The organism is Antiquaquibacter oligotrophicus, assembly GCF_020535405.1.
In the GTDB taxonomy this organism is placed as follows: domain Bacteria; phylum Actinomycetota; class Actinomycetes; order Actinomycetales; family Microbacteriaceae; genus Rhodoglobus; species Rhodoglobus oligotrophicus.
In genome coordinates this window covers 1745760-1760493 of the sequence record NZ_CP085036.1, presented here as the reverse complement: position 1 = coordinate 1760493, position 14734 = coordinate 1745760, and the positions used below count along the sequence as shown (strand labels likewise).

Annotated in this window: 17 protein-coding genes; 11 read left to right on the top strand and 6 right to left on the bottom strand. The window is 65.9% G+C overall.

The annotated features are described in order from the left end of the window. Positions 1–57: 57 nt before the first annotated feature. Positions 58–456: a pyridoxamine 5'-phosphate oxidase family protein gene (locus LH407_RS08775; RefSeq protein ID WP_322134368.1), complete on the top strand. Its 399-nt coding sequence runs from the start codon at positions 58–60 to the stop codon at positions 454–456. A gap of 74 nt (positions 457–530) precedes the next feature. Then, positions 531–1460 (top strand): nitroreductase/quinone reductase family protein, encoded by a 930-nt coding sequence (locus tag LH407_RS08770; RefSeq protein ID WP_322134369.1) that lies wholly within the window; start codon positions 531–533, stop codon positions 1458–1460. A gap of 25 nt (positions 1461–1485) precedes the next feature. On the opposite strand, the gene LH407_RS08765 is transcribed toward LH407_RS08770, so the two are convergent. Next, positions 1486–2346: an SDR family NAD(P)-dependent oxidoreductase gene (locus tag LH407_RS08765; protein WP_322134370.1), complete on the bottom strand. Its 861-nt coding sequence runs from the start codon at positions 2344–2346 to the stop codon at positions 1486–1488. A 150-nt stretch (positions 2347–2496) separates the two neighbouring features. On the opposite strand from LH407_RS08765, the gene LH407_RS08760 reads away from it, so the two are divergent. Beyond that, a complete protein-coding gene (locus tag LH407_RS08760) occupies positions 2497–3372 on the top strand; it encodes a helix-turn-helix transcriptional regulator (RefSeq protein WP_322134371.1) in 876 nt (291 codons plus the stop codon). Positions 3373–3423: 51 nt separating this feature from the next. Here the strand turns inward: LH407_RS08760 and msrA are convergent, their stop codons facing one another. The 3 genes from msrA to LH407_RS08745 all read right to left on the bottom strand — a co-directional run bounded on the left by msrA (position 3424) and on the right by LH407_RS08745 (position 5085). Then, a complete protein-coding gene (gene msrA, locus LH407_RS08755; RefSeq protein ID WP_322134372.1) occupies positions 3424–3930 on the bottom strand; it encodes a peptide-methionine (S)-S-oxide reductase MsrA in 507 nt (168 codons plus the stop codon). 2 nt (positions 3931–3932) lie between these two features. Beyond that, positions 3933–4388, bottom strand: coding sequence for a peptide-methionine (R)-S-oxide reductase MsrB (gene msrB, locus LH407_RS08750; RefSeq protein ID WP_322134373.1), 456 nt, complete (start codon positions 4386–4388; stop codon positions 3933–3935). Between the two features lie 76 nt (positions 4389–4464). Continuing rightward, a complete protein-coding gene (locus LH407_RS08745; RefSeq protein ID WP_322134374.1) occupies positions 4465–5085 on the bottom strand; it encodes a TetR/AcrR family transcriptional regulator in 621 nt (206 codons plus the stop codon). An 83-nt stretch (positions 5086–5168) separates the two neighbouring features. Between LH407_RS08745 and LH407_RS08740 the strand changes: the two genes are divergently transcribed. Further along, the gene (locus LH407_RS08740) at positions 5169–6464 is read left to right on the top strand and encodes a glycosyltransferase (protein ID WP_322134375.1); all 1296 of its coding nucleotides are present in this window, start codon (positions 5169–5171) and stop codon (positions 6462–6464) included. Here LH407_RS08740 and LH407_RS08735 read toward each other — a convergent pair. Next, positions 6442–7089, bottom strand: a complete 648-nt coding sequence (locus LH407_RS08735) for a phosphatase PAP2 family protein (protein ID WP_322134376.1) — start codon at positions 7087–7089, stop codon at positions 6442–6444. The genes LH407_RS08740 and LH407_RS08735 overlap by 23 nt on opposite strands. Before the next feature lie 121 nt (positions 7090–7210). On the opposite strand from LH407_RS08735, the gene LH407_RS08730 reads away from it, so the two are divergent. From LH407_RS08730 to LH407_RS08720, 3 genes are all read left to right on the top strand, one after another. Then, entirely contained in the window at positions 7211–8356 is a 1146-nt protein-coding gene (locus LH407_RS08730; RefSeq protein WP_322134377.1) for an AI-2E family transporter, read from the top strand. Between the two features lie 70 nt (positions 8357–8426). Then, on the top strand, positions 8427–8549 hold the full coding sequence (locus LH407_RS08725) for a hypothetical protein (protein WP_322134378.1): 123 nt from the start codon (positions 8427–8429) through the stop codon (positions 8547–8549). Between the two features lie 82 nt (positions 8550–8631). Beyond that, the gene (locus LH407_RS08720; RefSeq protein ID WP_322135011.1) at positions 8632–9312 is read left to right on the top strand and encodes a GntR family transcriptional regulator; all 681 of its coding nucleotides are present in this window, start codon (positions 8632–8634) and stop codon (positions 9310–9312) included. Here LH407_RS08720 and LH407_RS08715 read toward each other — a convergent pair. Then, positions 9305–10342: a zinc-binding dehydrogenase gene (locus LH407_RS08715; RefSeq protein WP_322134380.1), complete on the bottom strand. Its 1038-nt coding sequence runs from the start codon at positions 10340–10342 to the stop codon at positions 9305–9307. The genes LH407_RS08720 and LH407_RS08715 overlap by 8 nt on opposite strands. A gap of 171 nt (positions 10343–10513) precedes the next feature. Here LH407_RS08715 and LH407_RS08710 point away from each other — a divergent pair, with 171 nt between their 5' ends. The 4 genes from LH407_RS08710 to LH407_RS08695 all read left to right on the top strand — a co-directional run bounded on the left by LH407_RS08710 (position 10514) and on the right by LH407_RS08695 (position 14734). After that, on the top strand, positions 10514–11494 hold the full coding sequence (locus LH407_RS08710; RefSeq protein ID WP_322134381.1) for a phosphoglycerate dehydrogenase: 981 nt from the start codon (positions 10514–10516) through the stop codon (positions 11492–11494). Between the two features lie 94 nt (positions 11495–11588). Further along, positions 11589–12839, top strand: a complete 1251-nt coding sequence (locus LH407_RS08705; RefSeq protein ID WP_322134382.1) for an ABC transporter substrate-binding protein — start codon at positions 11589–11591, stop codon at positions 12837–12839. A 90-nt stretch (positions 12840–12929) separates the two neighbouring features. Next, positions 12930–13868, top strand: a complete 939-nt coding sequence (locus LH407_RS08700; protein WP_322134383.1) for a carbohydrate ABC transporter permease — start codon at positions 12930–12932, stop codon at positions 13866–13868. Beyond that, entirely contained in the window at positions 13865–14734 is an 870-nt protein-coding gene (locus tag LH407_RS08695; RefSeq protein ID WP_322134384.1) for a carbohydrate ABC transporter permease, read from the top strand. Before LH407_RS08700 ends, LH407_RS08695 begins: the two co-directional genes overlap by 4 nt.

Genomic DNA, 14734 nt, shown 5'->3' with positions numbered 1-14734 from the left:
TCTCGACGGGACCTTCGACCCTTCGAACCCGCGAGCGACCCCGCAAGACTGCACACCATGGTTTCCCCAACGCACACGTCTGTGCTCGACGAGCAGGAATCGTGGAGCCGCCTCCGCAGCAAGAGTTTCGGACGCCTCGCCGTGAGCGTCGACAATCATCCCGACGTCTTTCCCGTGAACTTCCTCGCCGACGACGACGGAATCCTCGTCCGCACGGAACACGGCACCAAGGTCGATGACATCCTCCTCAACCCCCACGTCGCGTTCGAGGTCGACGACGTCAACTCCCTCGGCGCGTGGAGTGTCGTCGTGACCGGTGTCGCCGAGGTGGTGGCAGATGCCGACGAGATCCGCACCGCGAGCGCAGAACCCGTGTGGGCCTGGGCCCCGGGACTGGGGCGCACCTATCTCCGGATCCGACCGACAGGCGTGACAGGTCGCCTCTTCCGTCGGTGACGGGTTCGGACGCACGCCGCGTCCTGCCACTGGGGAGGTGGGTCGCGGCGTGCACTCTCGCGGAGACGATCGGCATGACGGCTGCAGCCACCGCGGCACTTCTCGCCGCGACCGTCCCGTCACCCTGGCTCGCACTGTTCATCATCGTCGCGGGAGGACTCGTCGAAGGAACCGCCCTGGGGGTGCTGCAAGGTGTTGTCCTGCGGCGCTGGCTGCCGGGCGCGAGCGCCGCGGCGTGGGCCATCGTCACTGTCGCGATCGCCGGAGTGGGCTGGGCCGCAGCATCCGTGCCGTCGCAGCTCGCGGGCGGTTCGGGAGATGGACCGCCGTGGTGGGTCATCCTCGGTGGTGCACTGCTGCTCGGGGCGATCATGGGCGCGGTACTGGGTACGGGACAATCCTTCGTGTTACGCAGGAAAGCCCCCTACCCGTGGCGGTGGGTGGGGATCTCGGCTGCGGCGTGGGCACCCGCCATGGTCATCATCTTCGCGGGTGCGACCGCGCCAGACGAGAGTTGGGCGCCAGCCGCGATCATCATCACGGCGAGCGCCACGGGAGCCGCAGCGGGTGCTCTCCTCGGACTCGTGAGCGGACTCGCCGCTCCTCTCGTCGCGGGCGAGTCGGCCTCCGGCCGCGCGACACTGACGCTCCTCGAGTCGCGCGTACACCGGATGCTCGGCCCCACCCTCATCGGACTGCGCGTGCGGGGGCGCCGCACGGGAGCAGTGCACGAGCTGCCCGTGCAGTACGCGCCGCTGGACAACGAGTACGTCGTGTGGCCGAGCAAGCACGAGACCAAAAAGTGGTGGCGCAACCTCCGCGATCCCGCCGCCGTCGAGGTGCTCCGCGACGGGGTGTGGCTGGCGGGCGTCGGGCAGGTGGTGCCGGGTGGTTCCGCGGGGTGGGAGCGGGCATCCGGGGCCTATCGCTCGCGGTTCCCGAAAATCGAAGTACCAGCCGATGCGCCTCTCGTTGTCATCACACCCGACGGGGCCGGCTCCTGAGAGCCGACCCCGCGGATGCTCGTGACTAGTTCACACCGGGGATGTCCGTGGTGATCGCGCGCGCGTGGCCGGCCTCGAACTCTTCAGCGAGGCCCTTCAGCGCGCCCGTCGCGATTGCGTAGGAATCCGATCCGAGGAGCTGGTGCAGCGGCGCGGCGCCCGACACCGCGACGTCGACGATGGCTGCCGCCGCCCGCACGGGGTCACCGAGCTGCGTGCCCGGCATCGCCTGGTGCGCTGCCGTCATCTCGCGGATCGCCTCGTAGCCCTCAATCTCGGTGCTCGCGACACCGAGCGACACGGGCTTGAGGAAGTCGGTACGAAGGTACCCGGGCTCGACGATCGTCACGTCGATACCGAGGCCCGCGACTTCGCCGGCGAGCGAGGCACTCAGCCCCTCGATGGCGAACTTGCCTGCGGCGTAGAGGCCCCACCCGGGGAACGCGACAAGACCGACGATCGACGAGACGTTGATGATGTGTCCGCTGCGCTTCGCGCGGAAGGTGGGCAGCGCCGAGCGGAGCACGTTCCAGGCACCGAAGAGCTGCACGTCGAACATGTCCCTGGCCTGGGCATCCGTCACCTCTTCGACCGCGGCAAGGAAGCCGTAGCCGGCATTGTTGACGACAACGTCGAGGTCGCCGAAACGCTCGATCGTGGCGGTGATCGCCGCCGAGACGGCCTGCTCGTCGCGAAGGTCCACCTCGAGGGCGAGCAGGCGCGAGGTGTCGCTGCCATCGAGCGCCGCGACGAGGCGCTCGGCCGACCTGCTTGTCGCCGTCACGTTGTCGCCCCTGTCGAGGATCTGCCGGACCAGTTCGAGACCGAGTCCGCGCGAGGCGCCGGTCACGAACCAGGTTGCTGGGTGAGTGGTGGGGTAGGTCATGGTGTGTCCTTTCTCGAAATCCGTGATTCCAGTGTTGGACCGTCGGTGGCCGTCCGGAGGGCCACCCCGAGCCCTCTCGTGACGAGGTCGCGGCTGACTAGGACTGAGCGACCCAGGCACGGAACGGCGGAGCTGAGCGAGAATCGGACCATGGCAGACACCAATCGCGAACTCGCCGACTTCTTGCGGCGCGCACGTGCTGCGGTGGACCCCGCAGGGACGGGACTCCCCGCCGACGGCCGGATTCGCCGCGTCCCTGGACTGCGCCGCGAGGAAGTTGCGGTGCTGGCTGGCGTCTCCGCCGATTACTACGCGCGCCTCGAACAGGGTCGGCGCATCGTTCCCTCCGAGAGTGTCGTCGACGCGATTGCGGACGCGCTCGGGCTGGATGATGCTGGCCGCTCACACCTTCGCGATCTCATCGGGCACTCGCCGCTCGCGCGAACCCGTCGGGTCTCTCCCGTTCAACGAGTGCGCCCAGCCCTCCACCAGTTTCTCGACTCGCTCGAAGGGCAGCCGGCCATCGTGCTCGGACGACGATCGGATGTGCTCGCGAGCAACCGACTCGCAAGGGCCCTGTTCGTCGATTTCGACAGGATGCCCGCTGCCGACCGCAACTACGCGAAGTGGATGCTCCTGAGCGACGACGCGCGGCAGCTCTTCCTCGACTGGGACGTACAAGCGAGGGCCGCCGTGGAGAGCCTTCGGCTCGAGGCGGGAAACGATCCGGATGACCGTGCAACCCAGGAACTCGTCTCCGCGCTCGCCGAGGCGAGCCCCGAGTTTCGCCAGTGGTGGGGGGAGCACCGCGTGTTCCAGCGCACCTACGGATCGAAGCGGCTGCGGCATCCGATCGTCGGCGACCTCACCGTGCAGTACGAGTCCCTGTCGCTCCCCGGTGACCAACACCAGACGCTTTTTGTGTACTCGACCGAACCCGCGAGCCGTTCCCGCGAGGCCCTCGGTCTGCTCGCCAGCTGGGCTGCGACCGCTCAGGCGGGAGACGGGCGCGGATCCCGCGTGTGACACAAAAATGCCCGCCGAATCCAGTTCGGCGGGCATTTTCGACGGTCATCGTCAGGCGGACTGGCGCTGCGGCAGCTTCCAGTTCGGGCGAACGTAGTGGCATGTGTAGCCGTTCGGGTACTTCTCGAGGTAGTCCTGGTGCTCCTCCTCGGCCTGCCAGAAGTCGCCCGCTGGCTCGACCTCGGTGACGACCTTGCCGGGCCACAGACCTGACGCGTCGACGTCGGCGATCGTGTCGAGGGCGACACGCTTCTGCTCCTCGTTCTCGTAGTAGATCGCGGAGCGGTAGCTACGACCGATGTCGTTGCCCTGACGGTCCTTCGTCGACGGGTCGTGGATCTGGAAGAAGAACTCCAGGATGTCGCGGTAGGAGATCACCTCGGGGTCGAACTCGATCTCGACCGCCTCGGCGTGGTCGCCGTGGTTGCGGTAGGTCGCGTTGGGGGTGTCGCCGCCGGAGTAGCCGACGCGGGTGGAGATGACTCCCGGGCGGCGGCGCAGGAGCTGCTGGGCTCCCCAGAAACATCCGCCGGCAAGAATCGCTGTCTCGGTCGCCATGATCAGGCCTCCTTCGTAGTGAACAGGCTGCGGAAGTCACCGTAGCCCTCGGTCTCGAGCTGGTCCACCGGGATGAACCGAAGTGCCGCCGAGTTGATGCAGTAGCGCAATCCGCCCTGGTCGCGTGGCCCATCCGGGAAGAGATGGCCGAGGTGGCTGTCGCCGCCAGACGAACGCACCTCGGTGCGCACCATCCCGTAACTGCGGTCCTCGTTGCGGACGACGTTGGCGGGATCGATGGGACGAGTGAAGCTCGGCCAGCCCGAGCCGCTGTCGAACTTGTCGGTCGACGAGAAGAGGGGCTCGCCGGAGACGACGTCGACGTAGATGCCGTCGTCGTGGTTGTTCCAAAACTCGTTGCGGAAGGCGGGCTCCGTCGCGTCCTGCTGGGTGACCGCGTACTGCTCCGGCGTGAGGTTCGCGACCGCGTCAGGATCTTTGCGATAGGTGGTGGTCATGGGGTTTCGCTCCTTGGGTGAGCCGCTGGCTGCGGCCCTCGTTGGAGTCAACACCGAGTTGCTGGGAAAAGTTCCCTCAGTTCAGGATGACGCGGCGAATCGTGTCGGCCAACCACTCCTTGTACGTCTGAAGGGTCCACCCCGAGCCGACGACGAGTTCGAGGTAGCTCGACGGGGACACGAGGAACGAGAGCGCGGCGGCGAGTTCGCCGGGCGGACGCGTCGAGTGCAGCAGACCGCGCTCGCGGAAAAGAACGATGGACTGGTCGAAGTCGGAGCGCCTCCTCGACTGGACCGCGTCGTGCGCTGCCCGGATAGCGGGGTCGGAGAGAGCGGCGGTTTGCACGGTGAGCCACAGTTCGCTGGCTCGGACGTTGGCCTCGGCGATGAAACCGATGTAGCCCTCGAGAAGCGCGTCATCGGGGGCCGCCGCGAGTTCCCGGCCGAGGTCTCGCTCGTGGATCGCGCCCTCGCCTTCCTGCCCGGTGAACGCTTGATCGAAGGCGGCGATGAGCAGCGAACTTTTGGGCCCGTGAAGCTTGACCGTCTCGACCGAGACGCCGGCACGCGCGGCGATCTGGGCGAGTGACGTCCCGGAATATCCGGCCTCCGCGAACAGAGCTCCCGCCGCCTCGAGAATCCTGGTGCGGGTTTGCGCGGCCTGGGCACTACGAAGGGGCGATTCGTATGCTCGCATATTGACTTTCCTCACGGTGTAAGTAATACTCTTGCGGTGTAGCCAACAGTCTACCCCGCAACGTTCTCTGTCCAAAGGTCACCATGTCTTCCTTCCTCATCTGCAGCACACCCGTTCACGGGCACGTGCTTCCCCTCCTGTCCGTCTCCCGCTTCCTCGTCAGCCGCGGCCACCGAGTTCGGTTCCTCACCGGCACCCGCTATCGCGCCGCCGTCGAAGCGACCGGTGCCACGTGGATCGGGCTCCCCTCCGGCGCCGACTACGACGACCGCAACATGGACGCGGCCTTCCCGGGCCGCGTCGGCCTCAAGGGTCCGGCGGGCATCCGCTACGACCTCGAGCACATCTTCATCGAGCCTGGCCCCCTTCAGGTCGCCGCCGTTGATGAAGCGGTCGCGGCTGAGTCCACCGACGCGGTGCTCGTCGAGAGCATGTTCATCGGTGCGCTGGCCCTCCTCCAGCGCCCGCGCGACAAGCGCCCCGCGATCGTCAACCTCGGCATCATCCCGCTCGGCATCACCAGCGTCGACACCGCACCGTTCGGCCTCGGCATCCCCCCGCGACCCGGCGCGATCGGCCGACTCCGCAACCGTGTGATGCGACTGCTCGCCGAGAAGGTCATCTTCGCCCCGCTGCAGACCGCCGCCGTCGAGATGGCGCAGCGCATCACCGGTAAACAGCTCACGACCTTCGTGCTCAACTGGCCGAGTATGGCCGACGCGATCGTGCAATTCACGGTGCCCTCATTCGAGTACCCGCGCAGCGACCTCCCCGAGACCGTCCACTTCGTCGGCCCCATGGGGCGCACGACAGCAAGCGAAGGCGATCTGCCCGAATGGTGGCCGGATGTCGCGGCCGCCCAGCACGTTGTGCACGTGACACAGGGCACCGTGGCCAACCAGGACCTGAGCGCACTCATCGAGCCAACCCTCGCGGCACTCGCCGACGAGCCCGTGCTCGTTGTCGTGAGCACCGGCGGCCGGGCACTCGATGGCCTCGCTCTGCCGGCGAATGCTCGAGCCGCCACGTACCTTCCCTACGACAAACTGCTGCCCCTCACCGACGTCTACATCACCAACGGCGGATACGGTGGCGTCCACTACGCCATGGAAAACGGCGTGCCACTCATCGTCGCCGGCATGACCGAAGACAAAACCGAGGTGAGCGCGCGTGTGCAGTGGTCGGGCGCCGGCATCAACCTGCGCAGCGACCGGCCAAGCCCGGAACGCATCCGCGAGGCCGTCCGCACCGTGCTTGCCACCCCGTCGTACCGCAACGCGAGCGCTGCAATCGGAGCCGACATCCGTGACTCGGCGGGCCTCGACGGTCTCGAGCGTGTTGTGCTCGACCTGATCGCTAAACCGCAGCCGACGGTGTGACTCGGGCCCGCCGCGCGAGCAACCCCTGCACCGCGGCAAACACCACGAGGGCGACGGATGCACCGAGAATGGCACCGGCCGTGACATCCGTCGCCCAGTGCACAAGCAGGTAGGTGCGACTGAACGCCATCGCGAGCACCCACGCGACGGCGAGCACCCACATCCAGAGCCGGTCGACGAGCAACGCGACCGCAATCGTCAACGCTGCAGCAGCCGTCGTATGGCCGGAGGGGAAGGAACTCGTCTCCACCTCGGCGAGCGCCCCGGGCGGGCGCGGCCTGCCCAACGACAGCTTGATCATGGTCGAGATCGCAGTCGCGATGGCGACACTCCCACCGATGACGATGGCCTCACGCACTCGGCGAAGGACGAGGAGCACCACCACGACCACAATCGTCACGATGGTCATCGAGAGTGTTCCGCCGACGTAGTTCAACGCGAGCGCTGCGGACTCGAGGGGCTGCCACCGGTGAGCGGCGAGCACGTCGAACCAGACAATGTCGATACCTGTCGCACCGCCACCGGACACTCCGAGCAGCAGGGCGGACACGACCACCACAAGGATGCCGATGAGTCCGGTCACCGTGAGACCGCGTGAACCGGCCGTCGGAGTACTCCTCATCATCGTGCGACTGTACCGTCAGCAAACGCGAGAGATTGCCGGTTGACACAAACGCCCGCCGTGTCAAGGCCCGGCACGGGTGCTCTAGGGCATGCTCTAATCGAGCGACCCCGAGGGAGCGATAGTGAGACGCAAGAAGATCGACGCCACAACCATCGAGACCGACGTCACTCGACCGACGTTGACCGCCCTCCTCACCGATCACGTGGGACGACTCGGGCTGCGCAGCGGGCAGATCCTCCTCATCCTCGCGCTCGCGAGTGTCATCGTGTTCGCCCTCGTGCAACTCAAACTCGTTGTCATCCCCGTGCTCCTCGCCGTCATCATCGCGTCAGCGGCCGCGCCGTTGCTCAGCTGGATGCGCCGCCGAGGACTGCCGTCGGCCGTCGCCACCTGGATTACTCTCGTGCTCGGCATCCTCGTTTTCGGGGGCATCGTCACCCTCATCGTGTTCGCGGTGCGCGGTCAGTGGGAGGCACTGGCAAGCTCAGCGCTCGACGGTCTCGACCAGGTTCAGGACTTCCTCCTCAACGGCCCACTGCCGATAGACGCCGGGCAGATCGAGGATGCCCGCCAGGCCCTCGTCGACTTCGTCACGAGCAGCCAGTTCGGCACGGGCGCGCTCGCCGGAGTGACCCTCGCGGGAGAGATCATCACGGGGGCGGTGCTGACGGTCGTGATCCTGTTCTTCTTCATGAAGGACGGCGATCGCATCTGGGCGTTTTTCCTCAAGCCGCTCACCCCGTTGCGGCGTGCCCGCGGCGAGCGTGTTGGCGACACGGCGGTTGCAACCCTGGGAGGGTACGTGCGCGGGACCGCGATCATCGCGTTCGTTGATGCCCTCGGAATCGGCATCGGACTGGCGATCCTCGGTGTTCCCCTAGCTCTGCCGCTCGCCGTCATCGTCTTCATCGGCGCGTTCATCCCGATCGTGGGTGCAACCGTGGCCGGCGCTCTCGCGGCGCTGGTGGCGCTTGTGGCCAACGGCCCTGGAGCAGCACTCATCGTGCTCATCATCGTGATCGCCGTGAACCAGCTCGAGGGCAACTTCCTCCAACCGGTCGTCATGGCGCAATCGCTCAAGCTGCATCCGCTCGTCATCCTTGTCGCCCTCACCGCTGGCACCATCCTCGGTGGCATCATCGGTGCGGTGCTCTCGGTGCCGATCGCGGCGGTGGCCTGGGCGATCGTCAAGGTGTGGCGAGAACCGGATGCCGTGGTGGTGGTGCCGCCGCGGCGGCGCAAGCGCGTCGGTCGCGAACCCGCCTGAGGGTTGTCAAGCCCTCGTGGGCGCCCTCGCGGCGACGTACGGTTCTACGACGCGCAAGGAAGGACAAACCATGAATCACACAGATACGACAGGTTCCACCACCCCGACCAGTGAGCCGGTTCCACCGGCCGAGGTCGACCCGGAGACGGGCACGGATCCGGATGGCACCCCCACCGAGAATCCGTCGGGCTGACACCGCGGCTCCCCCGTATCCAATGAGTCCTCATCTATAATTAGATGTCAACTGTTTACGAAGGAGGCCGGTGGACGCTCCCATGCGCACTCTTCGCCCGCTCGGTCTCGGCGAGCAGATCTCACAGCGCCTGCGCATCGACATCATCTCCGGTGCGATTCCTGACGGCACTCACCTCGCTGAAGACAACATCGCCGCTCGTTTTGACGTGAGCCGCGGGCCGGTGCGCGACGCGCTCCGCCAGCTCGAGAGTGAAGGTCTCGTCGAGAATCGCCGCAAGCGTCTCTTTGTGAGCTTCCTCGGCCTGCCCGACATTGAGGAGCTGTACTCGCTGCGCGAGAACCTCGAATCGATGGCACTGCGCCTCGCCGTCGAAAGGGCCAGCGCCAAAGGGTGGGATGCCGTGCAGCGGCTCGTCGACACGATGGCGGTCGCGGCGGATGCCGGTGACCACGAGCGATTCGACGAAGCCGACATGGAATTTCACACGAGCTTCTACCGCCTCTCGGGTCACCGCAGGCTCGCCGAAGCGTGGCGCCCGTACCAGCGCACCTTCGAGGTGCTGCTGGAGATGAGCAACACCCCCGACATGCACGCAGCGGTCGTCGACCACCAGGAGTTCCTGGACATCGTCCGCACGGGCGACGCGGATGCCGCGGTGCGACGACTTCACAACCACCTGTTGAAGGCCAAACGTCACATTCGTGACGTAATCGAACGCCAGGCAGACCTCGACGAGTCCGTCCCCGTCGACGTCAGCTAACGGCCGCGATCGACACGAGCACCTTCGAACTCGTCGCACCGTCGCCGGCGAGCGCGAGCGCGTCCTCGATCTGATCGAGGGCGACCACGTGCGTGACGATGGCGTCACACTCGGGCGCATCGGCGAGAAGTGCGATCGCGGCATCGAGTTCACCCAGGAACCGGTGTGTCCCCAGCACGGTGAGCTCCTTGACCACAACCTGGGCGAGATCCGCCGTGATGCCTCCGGCAGCGAGCATCCCGAGCTGGATGAGAACACCGCCGGGGCGAAGGGCGCGGAGAGACGCGTCGAGGGATGCCGGGGCTCCGGTTGCCTCGATGGCGATGTCGAACTGCGCCTCGGGGACGGAGTTGCCCTCGTCGCCGACGCGGTAGACGACATCGGCGCCTACGGCGCGGGCGACCTCGAGTGGCCGCGTGTGAAGGTCGGTCATCCCCACTCGTGCTGCTCCTCCGTGCTTCAGCGCGACGGCGGCGAGGAGGCCGATGGGGCCCGCTCCGCAGACGAGAACACGAGCGCCGTCGAAGCCACCGGTGTGCCGGTCGAGTGCGTGCAGCACGACGGAGAGTGGCTCGGCGAGAGCGGCCCGCTCGAGGGGAAGTCGGTCAGGAATGCGTCGAAGTCGCTCTCCCCGCACGGCGAGCAGTTCGACGAGGCCACCCTGAGTGTGCGGAGTGGTGCTTGCGCTTCCGAGGAAGTGCGGCTTCTCCGCGACGAGGTACTCGGGAACCTCAGAGCCCCCCGGCAGGGGTGTCGGCCACACGGGATGCACCGCAACACGATCGCCCGCACGGTAGTCGCCATACGAGTCCTTGCCCGCACTCACGACACGTCCGACGATCTCGTGGCCGATGGTGAGGGGCTCCCGAATGACGAATGAGCCATTCGCGCCCTTCCGAAAGTAGCTGAGGTCCGAACCACAGAGACCAACAAAAACGGGCTCGACCAGCACTTCTTCATCACGAGGCGCGGGAGGCGCACTCTCGATGATTCCGATGGTCGCTGGGCCGGTGATACGTGCGGCTTTCATGGGATCTCCTTCGATCGTTGCTGTTAACAGTTACCAGAAAGTGACCACAAAAGATTGACGAGCTATTCGAGGGTGTGTATGTTGACTGTTAACAACTGACATACGTACTCAATCGATGGTGATGAGACGGCCTCCGGGTCGCACGTCCCTCGGGAAAGCGACCAGCAGCACATGGGAATCTCCACCGCCGTCGGCACCGGCCACACCGTCATCGTGGGAGCGGTGCGTTACGCCGAACTGTGCAGCGCGGGTCGACAGCTTCTTCTCGACAACGGCTTCACACTCGTGGAGAACGAGACCACCGTGCCCTGGACCGCGGAGGACCTCGCGCCCCTGCTTCCGACAGCCTCCGCCGCGATCTGCGGCGTCGAGGTCTACGGCCCCGAACAGTTCGACGCCGCCCCCCGGCTCAAGATCATCTCGAGGCTGGGAGTCGGACTCGACAACATCGACCTCGCCGAGGCGCGTCGCCACGGCGTCGACGTCGTGAACGCTCCCGGTGGTAACGCGATCGCCGTCGCCGAACTCGCCCTCGGCCTCCTCATCTCGCTGTATCGCAAGATCCCCGCCATGAACGACGACATTCGCTCCGGCAACTGGGATCGCTACGTCGGCAGCGAGGTCACCGGCAAGCGGTTCGGGCTCATCGGCTTCGGCGCCATCGCTCGCGTTTTCGCCCGTCGACTAGCGGGCTTCGACGCCGAGATCCTCGCCTACGACCCGTACGCCGACCCCGAACTCGCCGCCGAGTTGGGTGTCAAGCTCGTCGGACTCGAAGAAGCCGTACGAGACGTCGACGTCGTGAGTGTGCACGCACCCCACGTTCCCTCGACCCACCACATCGTCAACACGGAGCTCATCGCTACGATGCGCCCCGGCACCGTGCTCCTCAACACGAGCCGCGGTGGACTCGTGGATGAATCCGCCCTCGTCTCCGCACTCGAATCCGGCCACCTCGCCGGAGCCGGCCTCGACGTCTTCGAAACGGAACCGGTGAACCCGAGCAACCCGCTCCTGGCGTTCCCGACCGTCGTTGCCACCACTCATGCGGCAGCTGACAGCCTCGAGGCCTACCATCGCATCGGTCTGTCGACCGCCCAAGCCATCGTCGACGTCTTCTCGGGCCAGCGCCCGAAGGCGCTGGCGAACTAGACCCGAATACACCAGTTCGGCAGCCACAGAAATGAAAGGATCAGTGATGATCTCATCACGACGGGCCACGCGGCTCGCTTTAGCAGTGCCGCTGATGATCGCCCTGGGAGCCGGCATGACCGCCTGCGCGCCTGCGGGCGGCGACTCATCGGCCGATGTCACCGAGCTCACCCTCATCGCGGCGAACAGCCCGTGGACGAAGGGCCTCGAGACCCTCGCAGTGGACTACGAGGAGGAGACCGGCGTCAAGGTCAACCTCGAGTTCTACGGCAACGAGCAGCTCAACGACACCCTCAAGGTCAAGCTCAACGCCCAGTCGAGCGACTTCGACATTTACGCCTACCAGGTGCAGGACGTCATGCGGGAATTCAGCCGCAACGGATGGCTCGCCGACATGACCGACTACGTTTCGAGCGACCCCGAGTGGGACTGGGATGACTTCCAGTCGTCCGCACGGGACGCGGTCACCCTCGACGGCGTCGTCTACGGCGTTCCCGTCATGACCGAGCGTCACGTGATGTACTACCGCTCCGACCTGCTCGAGCAGGCGGGCATCCCCGTTCCGACGACGCTCGATGAGCTGGCGGCGGCCGCCGCCAAGCTCAACAACCCGGACAACGGCTTCTACGGCATCGCCATGCGCGGGGCCAAGGTGCCGCTCGTCACCCAGTTCTCCTCCTTCCTCTACAGCTACGGCGGCGACTTCCAGGACGAAGACGGCAACGCGACCGTTGACACCCCGGAGGCCATCGAGGCGTACGAGTTCTACGGCAAGCTGCTCAAGGACTACGGCCCTCCCGGAGCCACCAACATGGGATGGCCCGAGGCATCCGCGATCTTCGCGCAGGGTAACGCCGCGTTCTACCTCGACGCCGACAGCCAGGCCTACACCTTCCTCGACCCCGCCAACAGCGCGGTCGTCGACACGGTGGCCTACGGCAGCTTCCCGGCGGGTCCCGCGGGATCGCACCCCTACAGCATCGTTCCGCAGACGGTGGGCATCAACGAGTTCTCGAAGAAGAAGGATGCCGCGTGGGAGTTCATCAAGTGGGTCACCAACGAGGAGAACAGCAAGAAGCTCCTGAGCGAGGCAACCGTCCCCGTGGCTCGCGACTCGGCGTGGGCCGACGACGAGGCAACGTCGGGCTTCCCCGCAGGTCTCGTTGAGATCGTGCGCTCCAGCGAGGGCACCGTCGGTCACGACCGTCCGCAGCTTGAGCAGGTAGCACTGGCGCGCGAAATCGTCGGTGCACCCGCGGTCGTCGCCATCGAAGGTGGCAACGTGTCCGATTCCGCCAAGCAGGCGCAGACGGACTTCCAGAAGCTCCTCGACGGGGAGAAGTAGGACCCCGAGAGCGAAAGCTCAGCCGGTGCCGGGCCGCCGGAGAACCGACGGCCCGGCACCATCACCACCACCCCCACTCGAAAGACAGAGATGACTACCACCGCAAAGCCGACGCTCGCGCCTCGGCGTCACGTCGCAAACACGGTCTCGAACTGGGTCGACCGCAACCTCAAGTGGATCTTCACAGCTCCCGCGATCGCGTTCGTCGCGCTGCTCATCATCTTCCCGATCGGATACACGGTCTTTCTCTCGCTGACGGACTCCGCGAGCTCCGTCACGCGCCCGTTCGACTTCATCGGATTCGACAATTACGCCTACTGGCTCACCGATGTGACCCGCTTCTGGCCGGCCGTCGGTCGCACCGCGTACTTCACAGCGGTCGCCCTCACCCTCGAGCTCGGCTTCGGCCTCGCCATCGCACTCCTGCTGCGCAAGACGTTCCGCGGACAGAGCATCGTACGCGTCTTCATCCTTCTGCCGCTGGTTGCTACCCCCGTCGCGGTCGGCATGATGTGGCTCCTCATCTTCGAGCCCACCATCGGGTTCGCCAACGTACTCATGAAGTCCCTCGGCCTTCCCGCCCAGCTCTGGCTGTCCGGCAAGGAAAGCGCGCTCAACACGATCATCTTCATCGACGTGTGGCAGTGGACGCCCATGATCATCCTCATCCTCCTCGCCGGGCTCTCGACGATCCCCGAGGAACCGGAGGAGGCAGCTCTCGTGGACGGCGCCAACGCATGGCAGCGCTTCCGTCACGTCACACTGCCCCTGCTCATGCCCACCCTGGGGGCTGCAGCCATCCTCCGCTCGATCGACGCGATGAAGACCTTCGACATCATCTATGCGACGAAGGGGCGAAACGGAGGCTCAAACAACGAGGCCGAGACGCTCAACATGCTCGCCTATAACGAGAGTTTCGGTAACTCCCAGTACGGCAGCGCCGCAGCACTCCTGATGCTGTTCCTCACCTTCATCATCATCATCCTCGCCGTCCTTGCCATTCTGCGTAAGAAGGGAACCCGCGTATGAGCGCCATCACCCACTCGAGCGTGCAGTCCGTCGCTCGCACGCGTCGCCGTCGCGGCAAGAGCGTGGTCGGGCCCACCTTCCGCACGATCGCGATCGTGTTCGTTGTGCTCCTCTTCATCGCGCCCCTCGCGTGGATGCTCCTGGCAGCCTTCAAAACCAACCTCGACATCGTCACCCCCAGCCGCACGTTCGACTTCACTCCGACGCTCGGTAACTTCGAGACGGTCTTCGGCGCCCAGAACTTCCTGCCGTTCATCCTCAACAGCCTCATCGTCGGCTTCGGATCGACCGTTGTCGCGCTCATCCTGGGAGTGCCCGCGGCCTACGGAATCGCCCGCTACACGATCCGCAATGCCACGGCGTTTGTACTCCTGGCGCGTGTGATCCCGGGTGTGAGCCTGCTGATCCCGTGGTACTTCCTCTTCAGCCAGGTGCAGCTCGTCGGCACCTACACGGTGCTCATCCTCACGCACATCTTCGTCACGATGCCGCTCGTTGTCGCCATCATGACCGGATTCTTCGAGGGGCTGCCCAACGAGCTCGAGGAGGCTGCACAAATCGACGGATGCGGCAAGGTCGAGGCCTTCATCCGTGTTGTCCTGCCGCTCTCGCTGCCGGGCCTCGCCACGAGCGCGATCCTGTCGTTCATCTTCAGTTGGAACAACTTCCTGTTTGCGCTCGTGCTCTCCAACCAGAGCACACGAACCCTCCCGGTCGCGATCTCCAATTTCACGAGCTACGCCTCCGTCGACTGGGGCGGCCTCATGGCTGCCGCCGTCATCATCACGATCCCCGTGATGCTCGTGGCGCTGTTCGCGCAGAAGTACGTCATCTCCGGCCTCACGGCCGGCGCGACCAAGGGCTAA

Bases quoted from the DNA above. Each gene is read 5' to 3' on its own strand.
- LH407_RS08745 (WP_322134374.1), bottom strand. From the start codon at position 5,085: ATGCGAGCATACGAATCGCCCCTTCGTAGTGCCCAGGCCGCGCAAACC.
- LH407_RS08715 (WP_322134380.1), bottom strand. From the start codon at position 10,342: ATGAAAGCCGCACGTATCACCGGCCCAGCGACCATCGGAATCATCGAG.
- LH407_RS08695 (WP_322134384.1), top strand. From the start codon at position 13,865: ATGAGCGCCATCACCCACTCGAGCGTGCAGTCCGTCGCTCGCACGCGT.
- LH407_RS08720 (WP_322135011.1), top strand. From the start codon at position 8,632: ATGCGCACTCTTCGCCCGCTCGGTCTCGGCGAGCAGATCTCACAGCGC.
- LH407_RS08765 (WP_322134370.1), bottom strand. From the start codon at position 2,346: ATGACCTACCCCACCACTCACCCAGCAACCTGGTTCGTGACCGGCGCC.
- LH407_RS08710 (WP_322134381.1), top strand. From the start codon at position 10,514: ATGGGAATCTCCACCGCCGTCGGCACCGGCCACACCGTCATCGTGGGA.
- LH407_RS08700 (WP_322134383.1), top strand. From the start codon at position 12,930: ATGACTACCACCGCAAAGCCGACGCTCGCGCCTCGGCGTCACGTCGCA.
- LH407_RS08740 (WP_322134375.1), top strand. From the start codon at position 5,169: ATGTCTTCCTTCCTCATCTGCAGCACACCCGTTCACGGGCACGTGCTT.
- LH407_RS08770 (WP_322134369.1), top strand. From the start codon at position 531: ATGACGGCTGCAGCCACCGCGGCACTTCTCGCCGCGACCGTCCCGTCA.
- LH407_RS08725 (WP_322134378.1), top strand. From the start codon at position 8,427: ATGAATCACACAGATACGACAGGTTCCACCACCCCGACCAGTGAGCCG.
- LH407_RS08760 (WP_322134371.1), top strand. From the start codon at position 2,497: ATGGCAGACACCAATCGCGAACTCGCCGACTTCTTGCGGCGCGCACGT.
- LH407_RS08735 (WP_322134376.1), bottom strand. From the start codon at position 7,089: ATGATGAGGAGTACTCCGACGGCCGGTTCACGCGGTCTCACGGTGACC.
- msrB (WP_322134373.1), bottom strand. From the start codon at position 4,388: ATGACCACCACCTATCGCAAAGATCCTGACGCGGTCGCGAACCTCACG.
- LH407_RS08775 (WP_322134368.1), top strand. From the start codon at position 58: ATGGTTTCCCCAACGCACACGTCTGTGCTCGACGAGCAGGAATCGTGG.
- LH407_RS08705 (WP_322134382.1), top strand. From the start codon at position 11,589: ATGATCGCCCTGGGAGCCGGCATGACCGCCTGCGCGCCTGCGGGCGGC.
- msrA (WP_322134372.1), bottom strand. From the start codon at position 3,930: ATGGCGACCGAGACAGCGATTCTTGCCGGCGGATGTTTCTGGGGAGCC.